The organism is Streptomyces sp. WM4235 (assembly GCF_001279725.1).
GTDB lineage: Bacteria > Actinomycetota > Actinomycetes > Streptomycetales > Streptomycetaceae > Streptomyces.
The window spans coordinates 51,404-67,566 of record NZ_LGDE01000337.1; the positions used below are offsets into that span (position 1 = coordinate 51,404).

10 protein-coding genes are annotated in these 16,163 nt (G+C 73.4%); 5 read left to right on the forward strand and 5 right to left on the reverse strand.

What is annotated here, in order from left to right:
- Genes ADK55_RS21280 through ADK55_RS21290 form a run of 3 tightly spaced genes read right to left on the reverse strand, consistent with a single transcriptional unit; the run spans window position 1 to window position 4,165 of the window.
- Window positions 1–1,599 (reverse strand): acyl-CoA carboxylase subunit beta, encoded by a 1,599-nt coding sequence (locus tag ADK55_RS21280; protein WP_053681029.1) that lies wholly within the window; start codon window positions 1,597–1,599, stop codon window positions 1–3.
- The gene (locus tag ADK55_RS21285; RefSeq protein ID WP_053681032.1) at window positions 1,596–3,368 is read right to left on the reverse strand and encodes an acyclic terpene utilization AtuA family protein; all 1,773 of its coding nucleotides are present in this window, start codon (window positions 3,366–3,368) and stop codon (window positions 1,596–1,598) included. Before ADK55_RS21285 ends, ADK55_RS21280 begins: the two co-directional genes overlap by 4 nt.
- The gene (locus ADK55_RS21290) at window positions 3,365–4,165 is read right to left on the reverse strand and encodes a TIGR03084 family metal-binding protein (RefSeq protein WP_053681034.1); all 801 of its coding nucleotides are present in this window, start codon (window positions 4,163–4,165) and stop codon (window positions 3,365–3,367) included. The genes ADK55_RS21285 and ADK55_RS21290 overlap by 4 nt, the downstream gene beginning before the upstream one ends.
- A 317-nt stretch (window positions 4,166–4,482) precedes the next feature.
- Here ADK55_RS21290 and ADK55_RS21295 point away from each other — a divergent pair, with 317 nt between their 5' ends.
- The gene (locus ADK55_RS21295; protein ID WP_234350187.1) at window positions 4,483–6,105 is read left to right on the forward strand and encodes a CocE/NonD family hydrolase; all 1,623 of its coding nucleotides are present in this window, start codon (window positions 4,483–4,485) and stop codon (window positions 6,103–6,105) included.
- Between the two features lie 104 nt (window positions 6,106–6,209).
- Here ADK55_RS21295 and ADK55_RS21300 read toward each other — a convergent pair whose 3' ends face one another.
- Complete coding sequence (locus ADK55_RS21300) at window positions 6,210–7,169, reverse strand: EamA family transporter (RefSeq protein WP_053681036.1); 960 nt, start codon at window positions 7,167–7,169, stop codon at window positions 6,210–6,212.
- A 238-nt stretch (window positions 7,170–7,407) separates the two neighbouring features.
- Here ADK55_RS21300 and serC point away from each other — a divergent pair, with 238 nt between their 5' ends.
- The 4 genes from serC to ADK55_RS21320 all read left to right on the forward strand — a co-directional run bounded on the left by serC (window position 7,408) and on the right by ADK55_RS21320 (window position 13,548).
- The gene (gene serC, locus ADK55_RS21305; protein WP_053681038.1) at window positions 7,408–8,529 is read left to right on the forward strand and encodes a phosphoserine transaminase; all 1,122 of its coding nucleotides are present in this window, start codon (window positions 7,408–7,410) and stop codon (window positions 8,527–8,529) included.
- Between the two features lie 292 nt (window positions 8,530–8,821).
- Entirely contained in the window at window positions 8,822–9,697 is an 876-nt protein-coding gene (locus ADK55_RS21310; RefSeq protein WP_053681040.1) for a hypothetical protein, read from the forward strand.
- Window positions 9,690–10,313, forward strand: coding sequence for a class F sortase (locus ADK55_RS21315; protein WP_078999224.1), 624 nt, complete (start codon window positions 9,690–9,692; stop codon window positions 10,311–10,313). The genes ADK55_RS21310 and ADK55_RS21315 overlap by 8 nt, the downstream gene beginning before the upstream one ends.
- 64 nt (window positions 10,314–10,377) lie before the next feature.
- Window positions 10,378–13,548 (forward strand): sacsin N-terminal ATP-binding-like domain-containing protein, encoded by a 3,171-nt coding sequence (locus ADK55_RS21320; RefSeq protein WP_078999225.1) that lies wholly within the window; start codon window positions 10,378–10,380, stop codon window positions 13,546–13,548.
- Between the two features lie 100 nt (window positions 13,549–13,648).
- Here the strand turns inward: ADK55_RS21320 and ADK55_RS21325 are convergent, their stop codons facing one another.
- A complete protein-coding gene (locus ADK55_RS21325; RefSeq protein ID WP_053681043.1) occupies window positions 13,649–16,147 on the reverse strand; it encodes a cation-translocating P-type ATPase in 2,499 nt (832 codons plus the stop codon).
- Window positions 16,148–16,163: the final 16 nt, after the last annotated feature.

Genomic DNA, 16,163 nt, shown 5'->3' on the forward strand with positions numbered 1-16,163 from the left:
TCACATCCGGAAGACGCCGAAGCCGCCACGGGCGCCCTCGACGGGGGCGTTGTGGACGGCCGACAGGCACAGGCCGAGGACGGTACGGGTGTCGCGCGGGTCGATGACGCCGTCGTCGTACAGCCGACCGGACAGGAACATCGGCAGGGACTCGGACTCGATCTGCGCCTCGACGAAGGCGCGCATGCCCGCGTCGGCCTCCTCGTCGTAGGGCTGCCCCTTGGCGGCGGCCGACTGGCGGGAGACGATCGACAGCACCCCGGCGAGCTGCTGGGGGCCCATGACGGCGGACTTGGCGCTCGGCCAGGCGAAGAGGAACCGCGGCTCGAAGGCGCGACCGCACATCCCGTAGTGGCCGGCGCCGTAGCTGGCGCCGACGAGGACGGACAGGTGCGGGACGCGGGAGTTGGAGACCGCGTTGATCATCATCGAGCCGTGTTTGACGATGCCGCCCTGCTCGTACTCCTTGCCGACCATGTAGCCGGTGGTGTTGTGGAGGAACAGCAGCGGGATGTCGCGCTGGTTGGCGAGCTGGATGAACTGGGTGGCCTTCTGGGACTCGGCGCTGAACAGGACGCCCTGGGCGTTGGCGAGGATGCCGATCGGGTACCCGTGCAGGGTCGCCCAGCCGGTGACCAGGCTGGTGCCGTACAGGGGCTTGAACTCGTCGAAGTCGGAGCCGTCGACGATGCGGGCGATGACCTCGCGGGGGTCGAAGGGCGTCTTCAGGTCGGCCGGGACGATGCCGAGGAGCTCCTCGGGGTCGTGGACGGGTTCCTCGGCGCGCGGCGGCTCGCCCCGGGCCTTGCGGTGGTTGAGGCGGGCCACGACCCGGCGGGCCTGCCGGATCGCGTCGTACTCGTCGAGGGCGTAGTGGTCGGCGAGGCCCGAGGTCCGGGCGTGCATGTCGGCCCCGCCGAGGGACTCGTCGTCGCTCTCCTCGCCGGTGGCCATCTTGACCAGCGGCGGACCGCCGAGGAACACCTTCGACCGGTCCTTGATCATGATGGTGTGGTCGGACATCCCGGGGACGTACGCGCCTCCGGCGGTGGAGTTGCCGAAGACGACGGCGACGGTGGGGATGCCCTCGGCCGAGAGCCGGGTGATGTCGCGGAAGATCGCCCCGCCCGGGATGAAGATCTCCTTCTGGGACGGGAGATCGGCGCCACCGGACTCGACGAGGCTGATGCAGGGCAACCGGTTCTGCCGGGCGATCTCGTTGGCCCGCAGCGCCTTGCGGAGCGTCCAGGGATTGCTGGCACCGCCGCGCACGGTCGGGTCGTTGGCGGTGACCAGGCACTCGACGCCCTCGACGGTCCCGATACCGGTGATCATCGAGGCGCCGACCGGATAGTCGCTGCCCCAGGCGGCGAGCGGGGACAGTTCCAGGAACGGGGTGTCCGGATCGAGGAGCAGCTCGATGCGCTCCCGTGCGGGCAGTTTGCCGCGCGTCCGGTGCCGGTCCGTGTACTTCTCGCCGCCGCCGAGCAGGGCCTTGTGGTGCTCGGCGTCGAGTTCGGCGAGGCGGGCGAGGGCGGCGGTACGGGCGGCCGTGTGCTCGGGAGCGTGCGGATCCACGGTGGTGCCGAGGCGGGTCATGGGCGGGTCCCCTCCGGGGCGGGGTCGGACGACAGGAGGTGCGTCGGGATGTCGAGGTGGCGGGCGCGCAGCCATTCGCCGAGGGCCTTGGCCTGCGGGTCGAAGCGGTGGCCCGAGGCGACGCCGGCGCCGAGGATGCCGGTGACGGTGAAGTTGAGGGCCCTCAGGTGCGGGAGTTCGTGACGGGCGACGGGGAGACCTTCGGTCTCGGGGAGCAGGGTGGTGAGGGCGTCGACCGTGAGGGTCTCGCGGAGCCACTGCCAGGCGGCGTCGCTCTCGGCCCAGACGCCGATGTTGGCGTCGCCGCCCTTGTCGCCGCTGCGGGCGCCGAACAGGGCGCCGAGCGGGGCGCGGGTGGTGGCCACCGCGGGGCCCGTGCCCGGAGCCGGGGTCGCGCCCCGGGCCCCTTCGGGGGCTCCGCCCCCGGACCCCCGCGCCTCGAACGCCGGCGGGGCTGAGATGGGCGGCGTCGGGACGGGCGGGGCTGAGATGGGTGGGATCGGGTGGCGGGTGGTGTCGGGGAGGACGGCCACGTGGGGGACCGTCGCGGCCGGGACCAGGGACGAGGTGAAGACCCCGTACGGCTGGGCCGGGCCCGGAGGGGCCGTCACGTGGAAGCCCGGGTAACTGCCCAGGGCGAGTTCGATCGCGGCGGCGGTCAGGCCCCTGCCGACCCGGTCCGGGGACGGGTCGCGGACGACCAGGCGGAGCAGGGCGCTCGCGGTCTCCTCCGTGTCCGGGTCGGGGTGGTCCGTGCGGGCCAGGGTCCATGTCACGGTGGCCACTCCCGAGAGGGCGTCCGCGAGTTGCGTCTTGACGAGGTCGGCCTTGGCGTCGACGTCGAGGCCGGTCAGGACGAAGACCACCTCGTTGCGCCAGCCCCCGATCCGGGTCACGCCCACCTTGAGGGTGTCGGGCGGGGCCTCGCCGAGGACGCCGGAGATCGCGACCCGGTCCGGGCCGGCCGGGGCGAGGCGGACGGTGTCGAGGCGGGCCGTCACGTCCGGCCCGAGGTAGCGGACGCCCTGTGTCTCGTAGAGGAGTTGGGCGGTGACGGTGCCGACGGTGATCGCCCCGCCCGTGCCCGGGTGCTTGGTGACGATCGAGGAACCGTCCTCGGCGATCTCCGCGAGCGGGAAGCCGGGGGTGCGGACGTCGTGCCGGGTGAAGAAGGCGTAATTGCCGCCGGTGGCCTGGGTTCCGCACTCCAGGACGTGGCCGGCGACGACCGCCCCCGCCAACCGGTCGTACGCGTCCGGTGCCCAGTCGAACCACCAGGCCGCCGACCCGCTGACCAGCGCCGCGTCGGTGACCCGGCCCGTGACCACCACGTCCGCGCCCGCCCGCAGGCAGGCGGTGATCCCGGCGCCGCCCAGGTAGGCGTTGGCCGTCAGCGCACCCTCCGAGAAGGGCATCAGGTCGTCGCCCTCGACGTGCGCCACCGAGACGGGCACACCCAGCTTGGCCGCCAACTCCCGCAGCGCGTCAGCGAGTCCCGCCGGGTTCAGGCCGCCGGCGTTCGCGACGATCCGTACGCCCCGCTCGTGGGCGAGGGCGAGGTTCTCCTCCAGCTGGCGCAGGAAGGTCTTGGCGTAGCCGAGGTCGGGGTTCTTCAGGCGGTCGCGGCCGAGGATCAGCATGGTGAGTTCGGCCAGGTAGTCGCCGGTCAGCACGTCGAGCGGGCCGCCGGTGAGCATCTCGCGCACGGCGCCGAACCGGTCCCCGTAGAAGCCCGAGGCGTTGCCGATCCGCAGCGGGCGCCGGGTCATCGGGAGCCCTCCGGCGCGCGGCCGGGGCCCGCGGGGCCCGCGAAGGCCTGGGCGATGTCCAGCCAACGGTCGGCGTCCGGGCCGGTCGCCGTCAGGTCGGTGTCCGCGCGGTGCACCCGCTGGGTCACCAACAGGCAGAAGTCGAGCGCGGATCCGGTGATCCGCTGGGGGGCGTCGGCGGGCCCGTACGTCCAGGGCTCGGCCCCGTCGGGGGCGGTGAGTTCCACCCGGAACTCCCCCTCGGGCGCCGGCAGGCCCCGGACCGCGTACGCGTAGTCCCGCGCCCGGATCCCGATCCGCGCGACGTGCCGCAGTCGGGCGGTGGGGGCGCGGCGGACGCCGAGGGCGTCGGCGACGTCCTGCCCGTGGGCCCAGGTCTCCATCAGGCGGGCGCTGGCCATGGATGCGGCCTTCATGGGCGGCCCGTACCAGGGGAAGCGGGTGTCGGGCGAGGCGAGCGCGAGCGCCTCGTCGAGGGCGGTACGGGTGGTGCGCCAGCGGGCGAGCAGTTCGGCGGGCGCCAGCGCGGCCCCTTCGGCGGCGCCCTCGTCCACGAAGGAGTCGGGGGCGGCGAGGGCCTCCTCGACCATCCGCGCGAAGCCGGCCGGGTCGGTGAGGGACAGCAGTGCGGCGCGGTCGGTCCAGTACAGGTGGGCGATCTGGTGGGCGACGCTCCAGCCGCTCGCGGGGGTGGCCTTCGCCCAACCGGGCTCGGACAGCTCCCCGACCAGGGAATCGAGGTCCCGACTCTCCTCTCGGAGATCGGCGAAGACGGCGACGGCGGACGGATCGGGCACGGTGCGCTCCCCTTCTCGGCGTGGGGGAAGCCTGGCAGGGGCCCGCAAAACAATCAAGCACGCTTGCATGATTTCTTCGACGACTGTCACGTTCCCGCCGGCCCATCCAACTTGCCTCAACGGCAAAGGTTTGATCCCCGACCGGTCCGGCGAGGGACGCGGCGGGCAGGTCCGGCGCAGCCCCCGGGGGCGAATCCGGCCGTACGCCGGGAACGCGGCGCGACTCTCCGTCGTCGCGCCGATACTGAGTGCTTCGCTCCGGGCCCAGAGCGCGCATCCGTTCATGTCATCGCACTCGACGAAGAGGATGAACCGACGTGACGTACGTGAACTCAGCCGACTTCTCCCTCTACCCCGAACTCGACGCGAACGCCCTGCACGCCTTCGTCACCGCCCTCGAAACCGGCGACCTCACCGGCCTGTCCCCCTCCCGCGCCGCCGACGTCGTCGAGGTCCGGTCCGTCTCCGTGTTCAACCGCGGCAAGGTGACGGGCGCCGACGGGGACCTGCTCGACGCCGCGCTCTGGCGGCACACCGGGTCGGACCCCCGGCCGGTGATCGTGATGCCCTCGCCGTGGTCGAACCTGGGCTGGCTCGCGTACGCCGTCCAGGGCGCGTTGTTCGCGGCGCGCGGCTACAACGTCCTCGCCTACACCGCCCGCGGGTTCGCCGGTTCCGAGGGCCAGGTCGACGTGGCGGGGCCGCTCGACGTCGCGGACGGCAGTCGCGCCCTGGACCACATCGTCGAGCGGACGGCCGGGCCGATCACCGGAATCGGCTTCCTAGGGGACTCCTACGGCTCCGGCATCAGCCAGCTCGTCGCCGCGCACGACACCCGCGTGGACGCGGTCGTCGCGCTCAGCACCTGGGGCGACCTCGGGGCGGCCTTCTTCGAGAACTCGACCCGCCACGTCGCCGCCGTGAAGGCCCTCCAGAGCGCCGCCGCGCGGGCCCGACTGAGCGCCCGGACGCGAAGCGTCTTCGAGAACGTGCTGGCCGACCGCGACATCGAGGGGACCCTGCGGTGGGCGGAGCAGCGCTCGCCCCTCACGCACGTCAAGGAGCTCAACCGGCGCCAGGTCCCCATCCTCTTCGCGCAGGCCTGGCACGAGACGCTCTTCCCGGGCAATCAGACCGTGCGGATGTTCAACGAACTGACCGGCCCCAAGCGCCTCGACCTCTCCATCGGTGACCACTCCGGGCCCGAGATGTCCGGCATGCTCGGCCTGCCGAACCGGATCTGGACGGACGCCCACCGCTGGTTCGACCACCACCTGAGGGGCATCGACAACGGCGTCGCCGACCAGGCCCAGGTGGTCAGCGAGGTGATGTGGGGCAAGGGTCTGGAGTCGCGTGCCGGCTGGTCCGCGCTCACCGACCGGACCCGCCGCGTCCACCTGACGGGCGGTGGCGAGCTGGCGCACAAGCCCGAGGCCGGTTGGACGGCGGGCGTGGTGTGCGGGGTGGACACCCCGGCGACCGTCGCCGACGCGATCGTGACGTCCGGCTACGCGGAGATGGCCGGGCGGCCGAAGGTCTACCCGACCGGTGCCATCGACCGCGGCGTGGCGGCCGTCTGGGCGGCGCCGCCCGAGGAGGAGACCGCCCGGCTGCGGGGCACGCCCCGCCTGCGGGTGACGTACCGGGCGGCGAACCCCGGGTCCACCTTCGTCGCGTACCTGCTCGACATGGCGCCCGACGGGAGCGCCCACCTCGTCACCCACGCCCCGTTCAGCGACCTCGACTCGCCCCCGGACAGCCTCATCGGCGCGGACATCGAACTCCAGGCGACGGCGTACGACGTCCCGCGCGGGCACCGGCTGCTGCTGGTGATCGACGGCCGCGACCCCTTCTACGGCGACGCCAACCTGCCGCGCGCCACGCTGGCCTTCACCTCCCCGGAGGCCACGCCGTCCTTCCTGGACCTGCCGCTCGGCTGAGCCGACGCGGCGTGAGACCCGTCCGCCTCCCCGCGGGTACGGAACCGCCCCGCCGCCCTCTCGTGGGCGGCGGGGCGGGAGGCGTCCCGGGAAGGGGAGACGGCTCAGGGGGTCGTCAGGGCCCGCTTGCCGATCTGGGAGCGGACCGCGCCCATGCTCGCCGCGATCACCAGGGCGATGGCGAGGGCGTCCAGGGCGGACAGGGCCTGGTGCAGGACCAGGAAGCCGGCGGTCGCGGCGATGGCCGGCTCCAGGCTCATCAGGATCGCGAAGGTCGGGGCGGGCAGCTTGCGCAGGGCCAGCAGCTCCAGCGTGTAGGGCAGCACCGAGGACATCACGGCGACGCCCAGACCGAGCGCCAGGGTGCTCGGCACCAGGAGGTCGGAGCCCGCCTCGACGATGCCCAGGGGCAGACAGAGGACCGCGGCGACCGCCATGGCCAGGGCCAGGCCGTCCGCCTGCGGGAACCGACGCCCCGTACGCGCGCTGAACACGATGTACGCCGCCCACATCGCGCCGGCTCCGAGCGCGAACGCCGCGCCCAGCGGATCGAGCCCGCCGAAGCCGCCGCCCCCGTGGCCGGCGAGGAGCACGACCCCCGCCAGGGCCAGGCCCGCCCACAGGACGTTGACGAGGCGGCGGGAGACGACCACCGAGAGGGCGAGCGGGCCGAGGACCTCCAGGGTCACGGCCGGGCCGAGCGGGATGCGGTCGATGGCCTGGTAGAAGAGGCCGTTCATGCCGGCCATGGTCACGCCGAACCACAGGACGGTGGTCCAGTCGGCGCGCTTGTACCCGCGCACCTTGGGGCGGCACAGGACCAGCAGGACCAGCGCCGCGGCCGCCAGCCGGAGCGTGACCACGCCCGCCGCGCCGGCCCTCGGCATGATCATGACCGCGAGGGCCGCGCCGAACTGCACGGAGACCCCGGCCGAGACCACCAGCGCGACCGGCCCGAGACGGGCGCGGGCACCACCGGACGCGGCCGCCTCGGCGGGGCTCGGGGCGGGCGCGGTCGCGGGACGGGAGGTGCGTGGGGACACGGGAGGAGTGGACGCGGTCATCTCCCCAGGCTAAGCCGTCTGTAACGGGTGGCAAGCCGTGTCCCGCCTTACATTGGTCACACCACCGCACCCCCGGCGGAAGCCGGCGGCCGCGCGTTGCGCGAGGTGACGGGCCCGCCGGGCCCCGCGGACGCCCTCCGCACCGGACGCCCGGTCGAGCACCCGCCCTCCGGAACACCGCGTCTCACCGAATGGACGCGGCTCCGAGACCGCGTCCGGGACCCGATACGCTCCGCTCGTGGCTGAGATCCAGATTCCCGCTGACATCAAGCCCGCCGACGGACGCTTCGGCGCGGGCCCCTCCAAGGTGCGGACCGAGGCGCTCGACGCCCTGGCCGCCACCGGTACCTCCCTGCTCGGAACCTCCCACCGCCAGGCCCCGGTCAAGAACCTGGTCGGCTCGGTGCGGCAGGGGCTCCGGGACCTCTTCTCCCTCCCCGAGGGCTACGAGGTGATCCTGGGCAACGGCGGCTCCACCGCCTTCTGGGACATCGCGACCGCCGGGCTCATCGAGAAGAAGTCCCAGCACCTCACCTTCGGTGAGTTCTCCTCCAAGTTCGCCACCGCCGCGAAGCTCGCGCCGTGGCTGGACGCGCCGTCCGTGATCTCCTCGGAGCCGGGCACGCACCCCGAGCCGGTCGCCGAGGCCGGCGTGGACGTGTACGCGTACACGCACAACGAGACCTCGACGGGCGTCGCGGCGCCGATCAAGCGGGTCGCGGGCGCCGATGCCGGTTCGCTCGTCCTGGTGGACGCGACCTCGGGCGCCGGCGGTCTGCCGGTGGACATCACCGAGACCGACGTCTACTACTTCGCCCCGCAGAAGTCCTTCGCCTCGGACGGCGGCCTGTGGCTGGCGGCGTTCTCCCCGGCGGCGCTGGAACGCGCGGCGCGCGTGCACGCCTCCGGCAGCCGGCACATCCCGGAGTTCTTCTCGCTGCCGACGGCGATCGACAACTCGCTGAAGAACCAGACGTACAACACCCCTGCGCTGTCCACCCTCTTCCTGCTGGACCAGCAGTTGGAGTGGATGAACAGCCAGGGCGGCCTGGAGTTCACGACCGGTCGTACGGCGGCCAGCGCGCGCAACCTCTACGGCTGGGCGGAGGCGTCGAAGTACGCGAACCCGTTCGTCACGGACGCCGACAAGCGGTCCGCGGTCATCGGCACGATCGACTTCTCCGACGACATCGACGCGGCGGCGGTCGCCAAGGTGCTGCGCGCCAACGGCATCGTGGACACCGAGCCGTACCGCAAGCTCGGTCGCAACCAGCTGCGCGTCGCGATGTTCCCCGCGATCGACCCGGCGGACGTGCAGGCGCTGACCGCCTGCATCGACCACGTGATCGAGAAGCTCTGATCCGTTCCCTCCCCCGTTCCCCCCGAGGCCCCCGGTGACGTTCGCGTCGCCGGGGGCCTCGGCGTTCGCGGGTCCCGGGGCGGCTTCCGCTCCGGGACCTTGGTCCCAAAAATCGGGGCAAAGAGCCCGCAAACGGAACGCCCCGCAGGCCGCTGCGGCCTGCGGCTTCCCCCTGAGGGACCTTCGGCCGGGCCCCCTCGGGGCCCGCGCCGCCCCTGCAACCAAAGCGCCCCGGATGTCCCTCATGTCTGGTGTGCCGGGAACGAACCCCGGCCCGTTCAGGAGGAACTCCATGCGCAAGGCATTCACCATCTCGGGCATCGTCCTCGCCTCGTCGATGGCCCTCGGCGTCACCGGCACCGCGTTCGCCGCCGACGCTCCCCACCCGACCCCCACGAGCAGCGCGAGCACCGGCACCGACGGCGGGGCGAAGACCGGCACCACCGACGCGAGCCTGAAGCTCTCCGCCTCCACCGCCAAGCCGGGCGCGAGCGTGGAGATCGGCGTCACCGCCCCCGAGGGCTCCACCTCCCTGGCCGTCTCCTCCGCCGCACTGGGCGACGTCAAGCTGACCGAGGGCAAGAGCGGCACCACCTGGACGGGCACCGCCAAGGTCGCCGACGTCAAGGACGGGAACTACGGCGTCGCCCTCACCGGTTCGGCCCCGGGCGGCAAGGTGCGGGCCACCGCGCAGCTGACGGTCAGGGCCGGCGCGCCGGACCCGAAGCCGCAGTCCCCCACCCTGCGCCTGTCCAAGGACTTCGGCCGCCCCGGCGACAAGGTGGCCGTCACCGTCACCACGGGCGCCGGTGACAAGAGCGCCCAGGTGAAGTCCGGCGCCTTCGCCGGCGGCCAGGTCAACCTCACGAGCGACGGCAAGGGCACCTGGACCGGCACCGCCGTCGTCGCGAACGACGTCAAGACCGGCTACTACGGCGTGGACGCCTTCGCCGGCGGCAAGAAGTTCGACACCGTGAAGTTCTCCACCGAGGCCTCCGGCCACGACAAGAAGCCCGACGTGAAGCCGGTGACCCCCGTGAAGCCGGTGACCCCGCTGAAGCCGAGCGAGCACAAGAAGCCCAAGGGCTCCGTGAACACCGGCCAGGCCCCCCTCGCCGCCACCGGGACCGACGCCGGGACCGTCCAGGACGCGACCCGCAATGGCTGACCTGCCCACCCTCCGCCGGGGCGGCCGCGCACGCCGCGCGGCCGCCCTGGCGGGCACCGCCGGCCTCGCCGTCGTCCTCGCCTCCGGCTGCTCCTCCGCCGCCGACACGGACACCGCGTCCGCGGCGTCCGCGGCCCACCGGGCCGACGTGCTGAAGCCCTCCGTCCCGGACCGCGTCGCGATCCCCGACATCCACGTCGACGCCCCGCTCGACACCGTCGGGCTCGACGCCGAAGGGGTGATGCGGGAACCGGACTTCGCGAAGCCGAAGGACGCCGCCTGGTACAAGGACGGTCCGACACCGGGCGAGGCCGGCGCCGCCGCCATCGTCGGCCACATGGACACCCCGCAGGCCCCCGAGGCCGTCTTCTTCAACCTCAAGAAGCTGAGGAAGGACGAGCCGATCCGGGTCCACCGCACCGACGGCAGCACCGCCGTCTTCGCCGTCGACGCGGTGGACACCTACAAGAAGGACGCGTTCCCCACCGACAAGGTCTACGGGGACACCCGCGGCAAGGCCGAACTGCGCCTGATCACCTGCGGCGGAGCCCTCACCGCGGACCGTCACTGGGACTCCAACGTGGTCGTGTACGCGCACCTCACCGGCCGGGAGTAGCCCGGCACGCGATACCTTCAGGAGTTCGGCCCGGTTCGGCTCGGCAATTCTTGGAGGCAGCGGCGTGAGCGTGCGAGTAACGGCGGCCCAGGGTGGCGTGGACCCCTTCGGCACGGCCCGGCTGCGGCGCGGGGTGCTCGACGCCTGGGGCGCGGGCCCCTCCCGGTTCCGCGAGGACGCCAACGCCGAGGAGGACCTGGCGCTCGGCGGCTACCGGGACCGGCTCGTCGTGGAACTGGCCCAGAACGCCGCCGACGCGGCGGCCCGCGCCCGCGTCCCGGGCCGGCTGCGGATCACCCTGCACCCGGGCGAGGGCGGGCCCGCGGTGCTCGCCGTCGCCAACACCGGTGCCCCGCTGGACGCCACGGGCGTGGAGTCGCTGAGCACGCTGCGCGCCTCCGCGAAGCGGGAACCCGCCGGTGCCGGCGGGGACGCGGCGAACGGTGCGGCCGGCTCGGCGGAGACCGTGGGTCGCTTCGGCGTCGGCTTCGCCGCCGTCCTGGCGGTCTCCGACGAACCGGCGGTGCTCGGCCGGCACGGCGGTGTCCGCTGGTCCCTGGCCGAGGCCCGCGAACTGGCCCGGGACGCCGCCAACGGCAGCCCCGGACTCGGCGACGAGCTGCGTCGCCGCGACGGCCACGTACCGCTGCTGCGCCTGCCGTTGCCCGCCGAGGGCACCGCCCCCGAGGGGTACGACACCGTCGTGGTGCTGCCGCTGCGCGACGGCGCCGCCGAGGAGCTGGTGGAACGGCTGCTGGCCGGCATCGACGACGCCCTGCTGCTGACCCTCCCCGGGCTGCGCGAGGTCGTCGTGGAGACCCCCGCCGGCGGACACCGCGTGCTGTACCGGCGCGCCGAGGGCCCGTACACCGTCATCGAGGACTCCGCCTCCGGCACCCACCGCTGGCGCACCGTGCGCCACCACGGCCCCATCGCCAAGGAGTTGCTCGCCGACCGGCCCGTCGAGGAACGACTGCGCCCCACCTGGACGATCACCTGGGCGGCGCCCGTGGACGCCGACGGGGCGCCCGTGCACCCGCTCACCGCGCCGGTGGTGCACGCGCCGACCCCGACCGACGAGCCGCTGGGCATCCCCGCCCTGCTGATCGCCTCGCTGCCGTTGGACACCAGCCGCCGGCATCCCGCGCCGGGGCCGCTGACCGACTTCCTCGTGCAGCGGGCCGCCGACGCGTACGCCGAACTCCTCGGCTCCTGGGACCCGGTGAGCACCGGCCTCGTGGACCTGGTGCCCGGCCCGCTCGGCAAGGGCCCGCTGGACGGGGACCTGCGCGCGGCCGTGATCGAGCGGCTGCCCCGTACGGCGTTCCTCGCGCCGGCCGCCCCCGCCGAGACCCCCTCCCCCGAGACGGCCGAGGAACGCCACGCCCTGCGGCCCTTCGAGGCCGAGGTGGTGGAGGGCGCCGGTTCCGACACCGTGAACGTCCTCGCCGAGGTGCTGCCGACGCTACTGCCCGCCGGGCTGGAACGCCGCGCCGAACTGCGCACCCTGGGCGTCGGCCGGCTTCCGCTGGGCGACGCCATCGAGCGGATCGCGGGCATCGAGCGGACCCCCGAGTGGTGGTACCGGCTGTACGACAGCCTCGCCGGCGTGGACCCCGACCGGTTGTCGGGGCTGCCCGTGCCGCTGGCCGACGGACGCACCGCCATCGGCCCCCGGCACATCCTGCTGCCCGGCGCCGACACCCCGCCGAGCCTGGCCCGGCTCGGCCTGAAGGTGGCCCACGCGGAGGCGGCGCACCCGCTGCTGGAGAAGCTGGGCGCGCTCCCGGCGACCCCGCGCTCCGTGCTGACCACCCCGCAGGTCCGGGCGGCCGTGGCCGCCTCCATGGACGCCGGCGAGATCTGGGACGAGGACGGCGTCGACTCCGACGAACTCGTCGAGATCGTCCTGACCCTGGTCCGCGACGCCGACCTGGCGCCCGGCGACGAACCCTGGCTGGGCGCGCTGGCGCTCCCCGACGAGGACGGGGAACTCACCCCGGCGGGCGAACTCCTGCTGCCCGGCTCGCCGTTGGCCTCGGTCATCCGTGAGGACGAGGTGCCCTGCCTGGACGCCGAGCTGGCCGAACGCTGGGACGCCGACACCCTGACCGCCGTCGGGGTGCTGGCCACGTTCCAGCTGGTGCGCGCCACCGACGTGGTCCTGGACCCCGACGAACTGGAGCCCCGCGACGGGGACTTCGCCGAACCGGACGACGCGGGCCTGCTCGACGCGGTGGACGTGTGGTGCGAGGACCTGCTGGACCAGCTGCCGGACACCCCGCTGCCGCCGGTCGCCACCGAGCTGATCGCCGTACGGGACCTCGACCTGGTCGACGACGACTGCTGGCCGCAGGCGCTGGCCATGCTCGCCCAGCCCCCGCTGCGCGACGCCCTCACCCAGCCCGTGCGGGTGCTGCTGCCGGACGGCACCACCCGCTCCGTGCGCTCGTACACCGCCTGGTGGCTGCGCGACCACCCGGTGCTCGACGGCCGCCGCCCGGCGGGACTGCGCGCGGCCGGCGGCGACCCGCTGCTCGCGGGCCTGTACACCTCGGCGGACGCGACCGGGTTCGAGGACGAGCAGGTGCTGCGCGCCCTCGGCGTACGCACCACCGTGGCGGCCCTGCTCGACGAGCCCGGCGGCGCGGCCGAACTCCTGGGCCGGCTCGCCGACCCGGACCGCGAGGTCTCCGACCGGCAACTGCACGCCCTGTACGGGGCGCTGGCCGATCTGGACCCCGAGCAGGTCACCCTCCCCAACGACCTGCGGGTGGTGGTGGACGGCGAGGTCCGCGTGGTGGACGCGGCCGACGCGGTGATCGCGGACGCCCCCGACCTGCTGCCGCTGACGGCCGGGCTGCCGCTGCTGCCGGTCGCCCCGGTGCGCGCCGCCGACCTGGCGGAGCTGCTCCAGGTACGCCGACTGTCGGACACCGTGCCGGCCGAGGTCAGCACGCCGGGCGAGGAGCACGAGGTCCCGGAGTCGGTGCTCCAGCTGCTGGGTCCGGCCACCCCGCTCAGTTACGTCGAGCACGAGGAACTCGTGGCGGGCGGCACCGAGCTCGACTGGCGCCGCACCCCGGACGGCACCCTGCACGCCTCGACCCTGGAGGGCGTGGCGGCGGGCCTGGCCTGGGCGGCGGGCCAGTGGCCGCGTCGTTTCGAGGTCGCGGCCCTGCTGGAGGATCCGTCGCGGACGGCGGAACTGGCCCGCGACCGCTGGTTCGACTGACGCGCGGGTCCGCCTCGACGGACTCCGCCCGCCCCCTGCGGGTGGGGCGGGCCCTGCGGGTGGGGCGGGCCGTTCGGGTGGGGCGGGCCGTTCGGGTGGGTCAGGCCGGGAACTTCCGGTCGACCCACCTGAAGGTGAACTCGATCAGGGCCGCCGCGATCACGGCGATGCCGACGGCCGTCCACGGCATCGCGGCGCCGACCAGCTTCAGTTCGAAGAACTCCTGGAGCCAGGGCACGACGAGGACGATCAGGAACGCCGCGCCCATCGCGCCGACCAGGGCGACCCGCCACCAGGTGTAGGGGCGGGCGATGATCGCCAGGACCCACATGGAGGTCAGGAACAGCGCCAGCGTCGCCGCGCTGGTCTCGGCCTCCAGGGCGTTGGGGCCGCTGTAGTGGTGGCGGGCGATGAGGTACGTCACGAAGGTGGCGATGGCGGCGATCACGCCGCCGGGGATCGCGTAGCGCATCACCCGTTTCACGAAGTGCGGCTTCGCGCGTTCCTTGTTCGGTGCCAGGGCCAGGAAGAAGGCCGGGATGCCGATGGTGAGGGTGGAGAGCAGCGTCAGGTGGCGCGGCAGGAACGGGTACTCGACCTGCGAGCAGACCACGAGGACGGCCAGCAGCACCGAGTAGACCGTCTTCGTGAGGAAGAGCGTCGCGACCCGGGTGATGTTGCCGATGACCCGGCGGCCCTCCGCGACCACCGAGGGCAGGGTGGAGAAGCTGTTGTTGAGGAGCACGATCTGGGCCACGGCCCGGGTCGCCTCGGAGCCGGAGCCCATGCTCACGCCGATGTCGGCGTCCTTGAGGGCGAGCACGTCGTTGACGCCGTCGCCGGTCATCGCGACCGTGTGGCCCTTGGACTGGAGGGCGGCGACCATGTCCCGCTTCTGCTGCGGGGTGACCCGCCCGAACACGGCGTTCTCGTCGAGGACCCGGGCCATCTCCACCTGGTCGGTCGGCAGCTTGCGGGCGTCGACCGTGTTCTGCGCGCCCGGCAGGCCGAGCTTGCCGGCGACCGCGCCGACGGAGACCGCGTTGTCACCGGAGATGACCTTGGTCTTGACGTCCTGGTCCTCGAAGTAGCGCAGGGTGTCGGCGGCGTCGGGGCGCAGCCGCTGTTCCAGGACGACCAGGGCGGTGGGCTTGACCCCGACGGCCACGGCCGGGTCGTCGAGTTCGCGTCCGGAGCGGGCCAGCAGGAGGACGCGCAGCCCCTCCTCGTTGAGGGCGTTGATCTCGTCGAGGGCCGGGTCCCCGGCCGGGAGGAGCACGTCGGGGGCGCCGAGCAGCCAGGTGGTGTTCTCGCCGTCGCCCTCGCTGAAGCCGGCGCCGCTGTACTTGCGGGCCGAGGAGAAGGGCAGCGACTCCGTGCACCGCCAGTCGGCGCTGTCGGGGTAGGCGTCGATGATGGCCTGGAGGCTGGCGTTGGGGCGGGGGTCGGACTCGCCGAGCGCGCCCAGGACCTTCTGCACGTAGGCCGGGTCCGCGCCGCCGAGGGGGCGCAGCTCGGTGACGTCCATGCCGCCCTCGGTGAGGGTGCCGGTCTTGTCGAGGCAGACCACGTCGACGCGGGCGAGGCCCTCGATGGCGGGGAGTTCCTGGACGAGGCACTGCTTGCGGCCGAGCCGGATGACGCCGATGGCGAAGGCGACCGAGGTCAGCAGGACGAGGCCCTCGGGGATCATCGGGACGATGCCGCCGACGGTGCGGGCGATGGCGTCCTTGAGGTTGTTGTCCTTGACGACGAGCTGGCTGATGATCAGGCCGATCGAGGTCGGGATCATCATCCAGGTGACGTACTTGAGGATGGTGGAGATGCCGGAGCGCAGCTCGGAGTGGACGAGCGTGAAGCGGGAGGCCTCTTCGGCCAGCTGGGCGGCGTAGGCCTCGCGGCCGACCTTGGTGGCGGTGAAGGCGCCGCCGCCGGCGACCACGAAGGAGCCGGACATGACGGGGTCGCCGGGCTTCTTCAGCACCGGGTCGGCCTCGCCGGTGAGGAGGGATTCGTCGATCTCCAGTCCGTCGGCCTCGCCGACGATCCCGTCGACGACGACCTTGTCGCCGGGTCCGAGCTCGATGACGTCGTCGAGGACGATCTCGGAGGTGGAGATCTCGCCGGTGGCGCCGTCGCGGCGGACGCTCGGTTTGGCCTCGCCGATGACGGCGAGTCCGTCGAGGGTCTTCTTGGCGCGCAGTTCCTGGATGATGCCGATGCCGGTGTTCGCGATGATCACGAAGCCGAACAGGCTGTCCTGGATCGGGGCGACGATCAGCATGATCACCCAGAGCACGCCGATGATGGCGTTGAAGCGGGTGAAGACGTTCGCGCGGACGATCTCGGAGGTGGACCGCGAGGACCGCACGGGGACGTCGTTGACTTCTCCGCGCGCGACGCGTTCGGCGACCTCGGCGGTGCTCAGTCCGCCCGGCTTGAAGCGGGGAGCGGGCGGCTTGATCGGGTGGACCGGGTCCAGTTCGGACCCCGCGTCGATGGCCGTGCCGACCGGGGCGCGGCCGGCGGCGCCGGCACCCGCGCCGCCCCTGCCGGTCGGCCGCGGTCCCTCGGATTCGGTCTCTGCCCGCTGCGTCATGCTTTCGACGGTAAAG

Coding starts and splice junctions, on each gene's coding strand:
- ADK55_RS21285 (WP_053681032.1), bottom strand. CDS start 3,368: ATGACCCGGCGCCCGCTGCGGATCGGCAACGCCTCGGGCTTCTACGGG.
- ADK55_RS21310 (WP_053681040.1), top strand. CDS start 8,822: ATGCGCAAGGCATTCACCATCTCGGGCATCGTCCTCGCCTCGTCGATG.
- ADK55_RS21280 (WP_053681029.1), bottom strand. CDS start 1,599: ATGACCCGCCTCGGCACCACCGTGGATCCGCACGCTCCCGAGCACACG.
- ADK55_RS21315 (WP_078999224.1), top strand. CDS start 9,690: ATGGCTGACCTGCCCACCCTCCGCCGGGGCGGCCGCGCACGCCGCGCG.
- ADK55_RS21325 (WP_053681043.1), bottom strand. CDS start 16,147: ATGACGCAGCGGGCAGAGACCGAATCCGAGGGACCGCGGCCGACCGGC.
- ADK55_RS21300 (WP_053681036.1), bottom strand. CDS start 7,169: ATGACCGCGTCCACTCCTCCCGTGTCCCCACGCACCTCCCGTCCCGCG.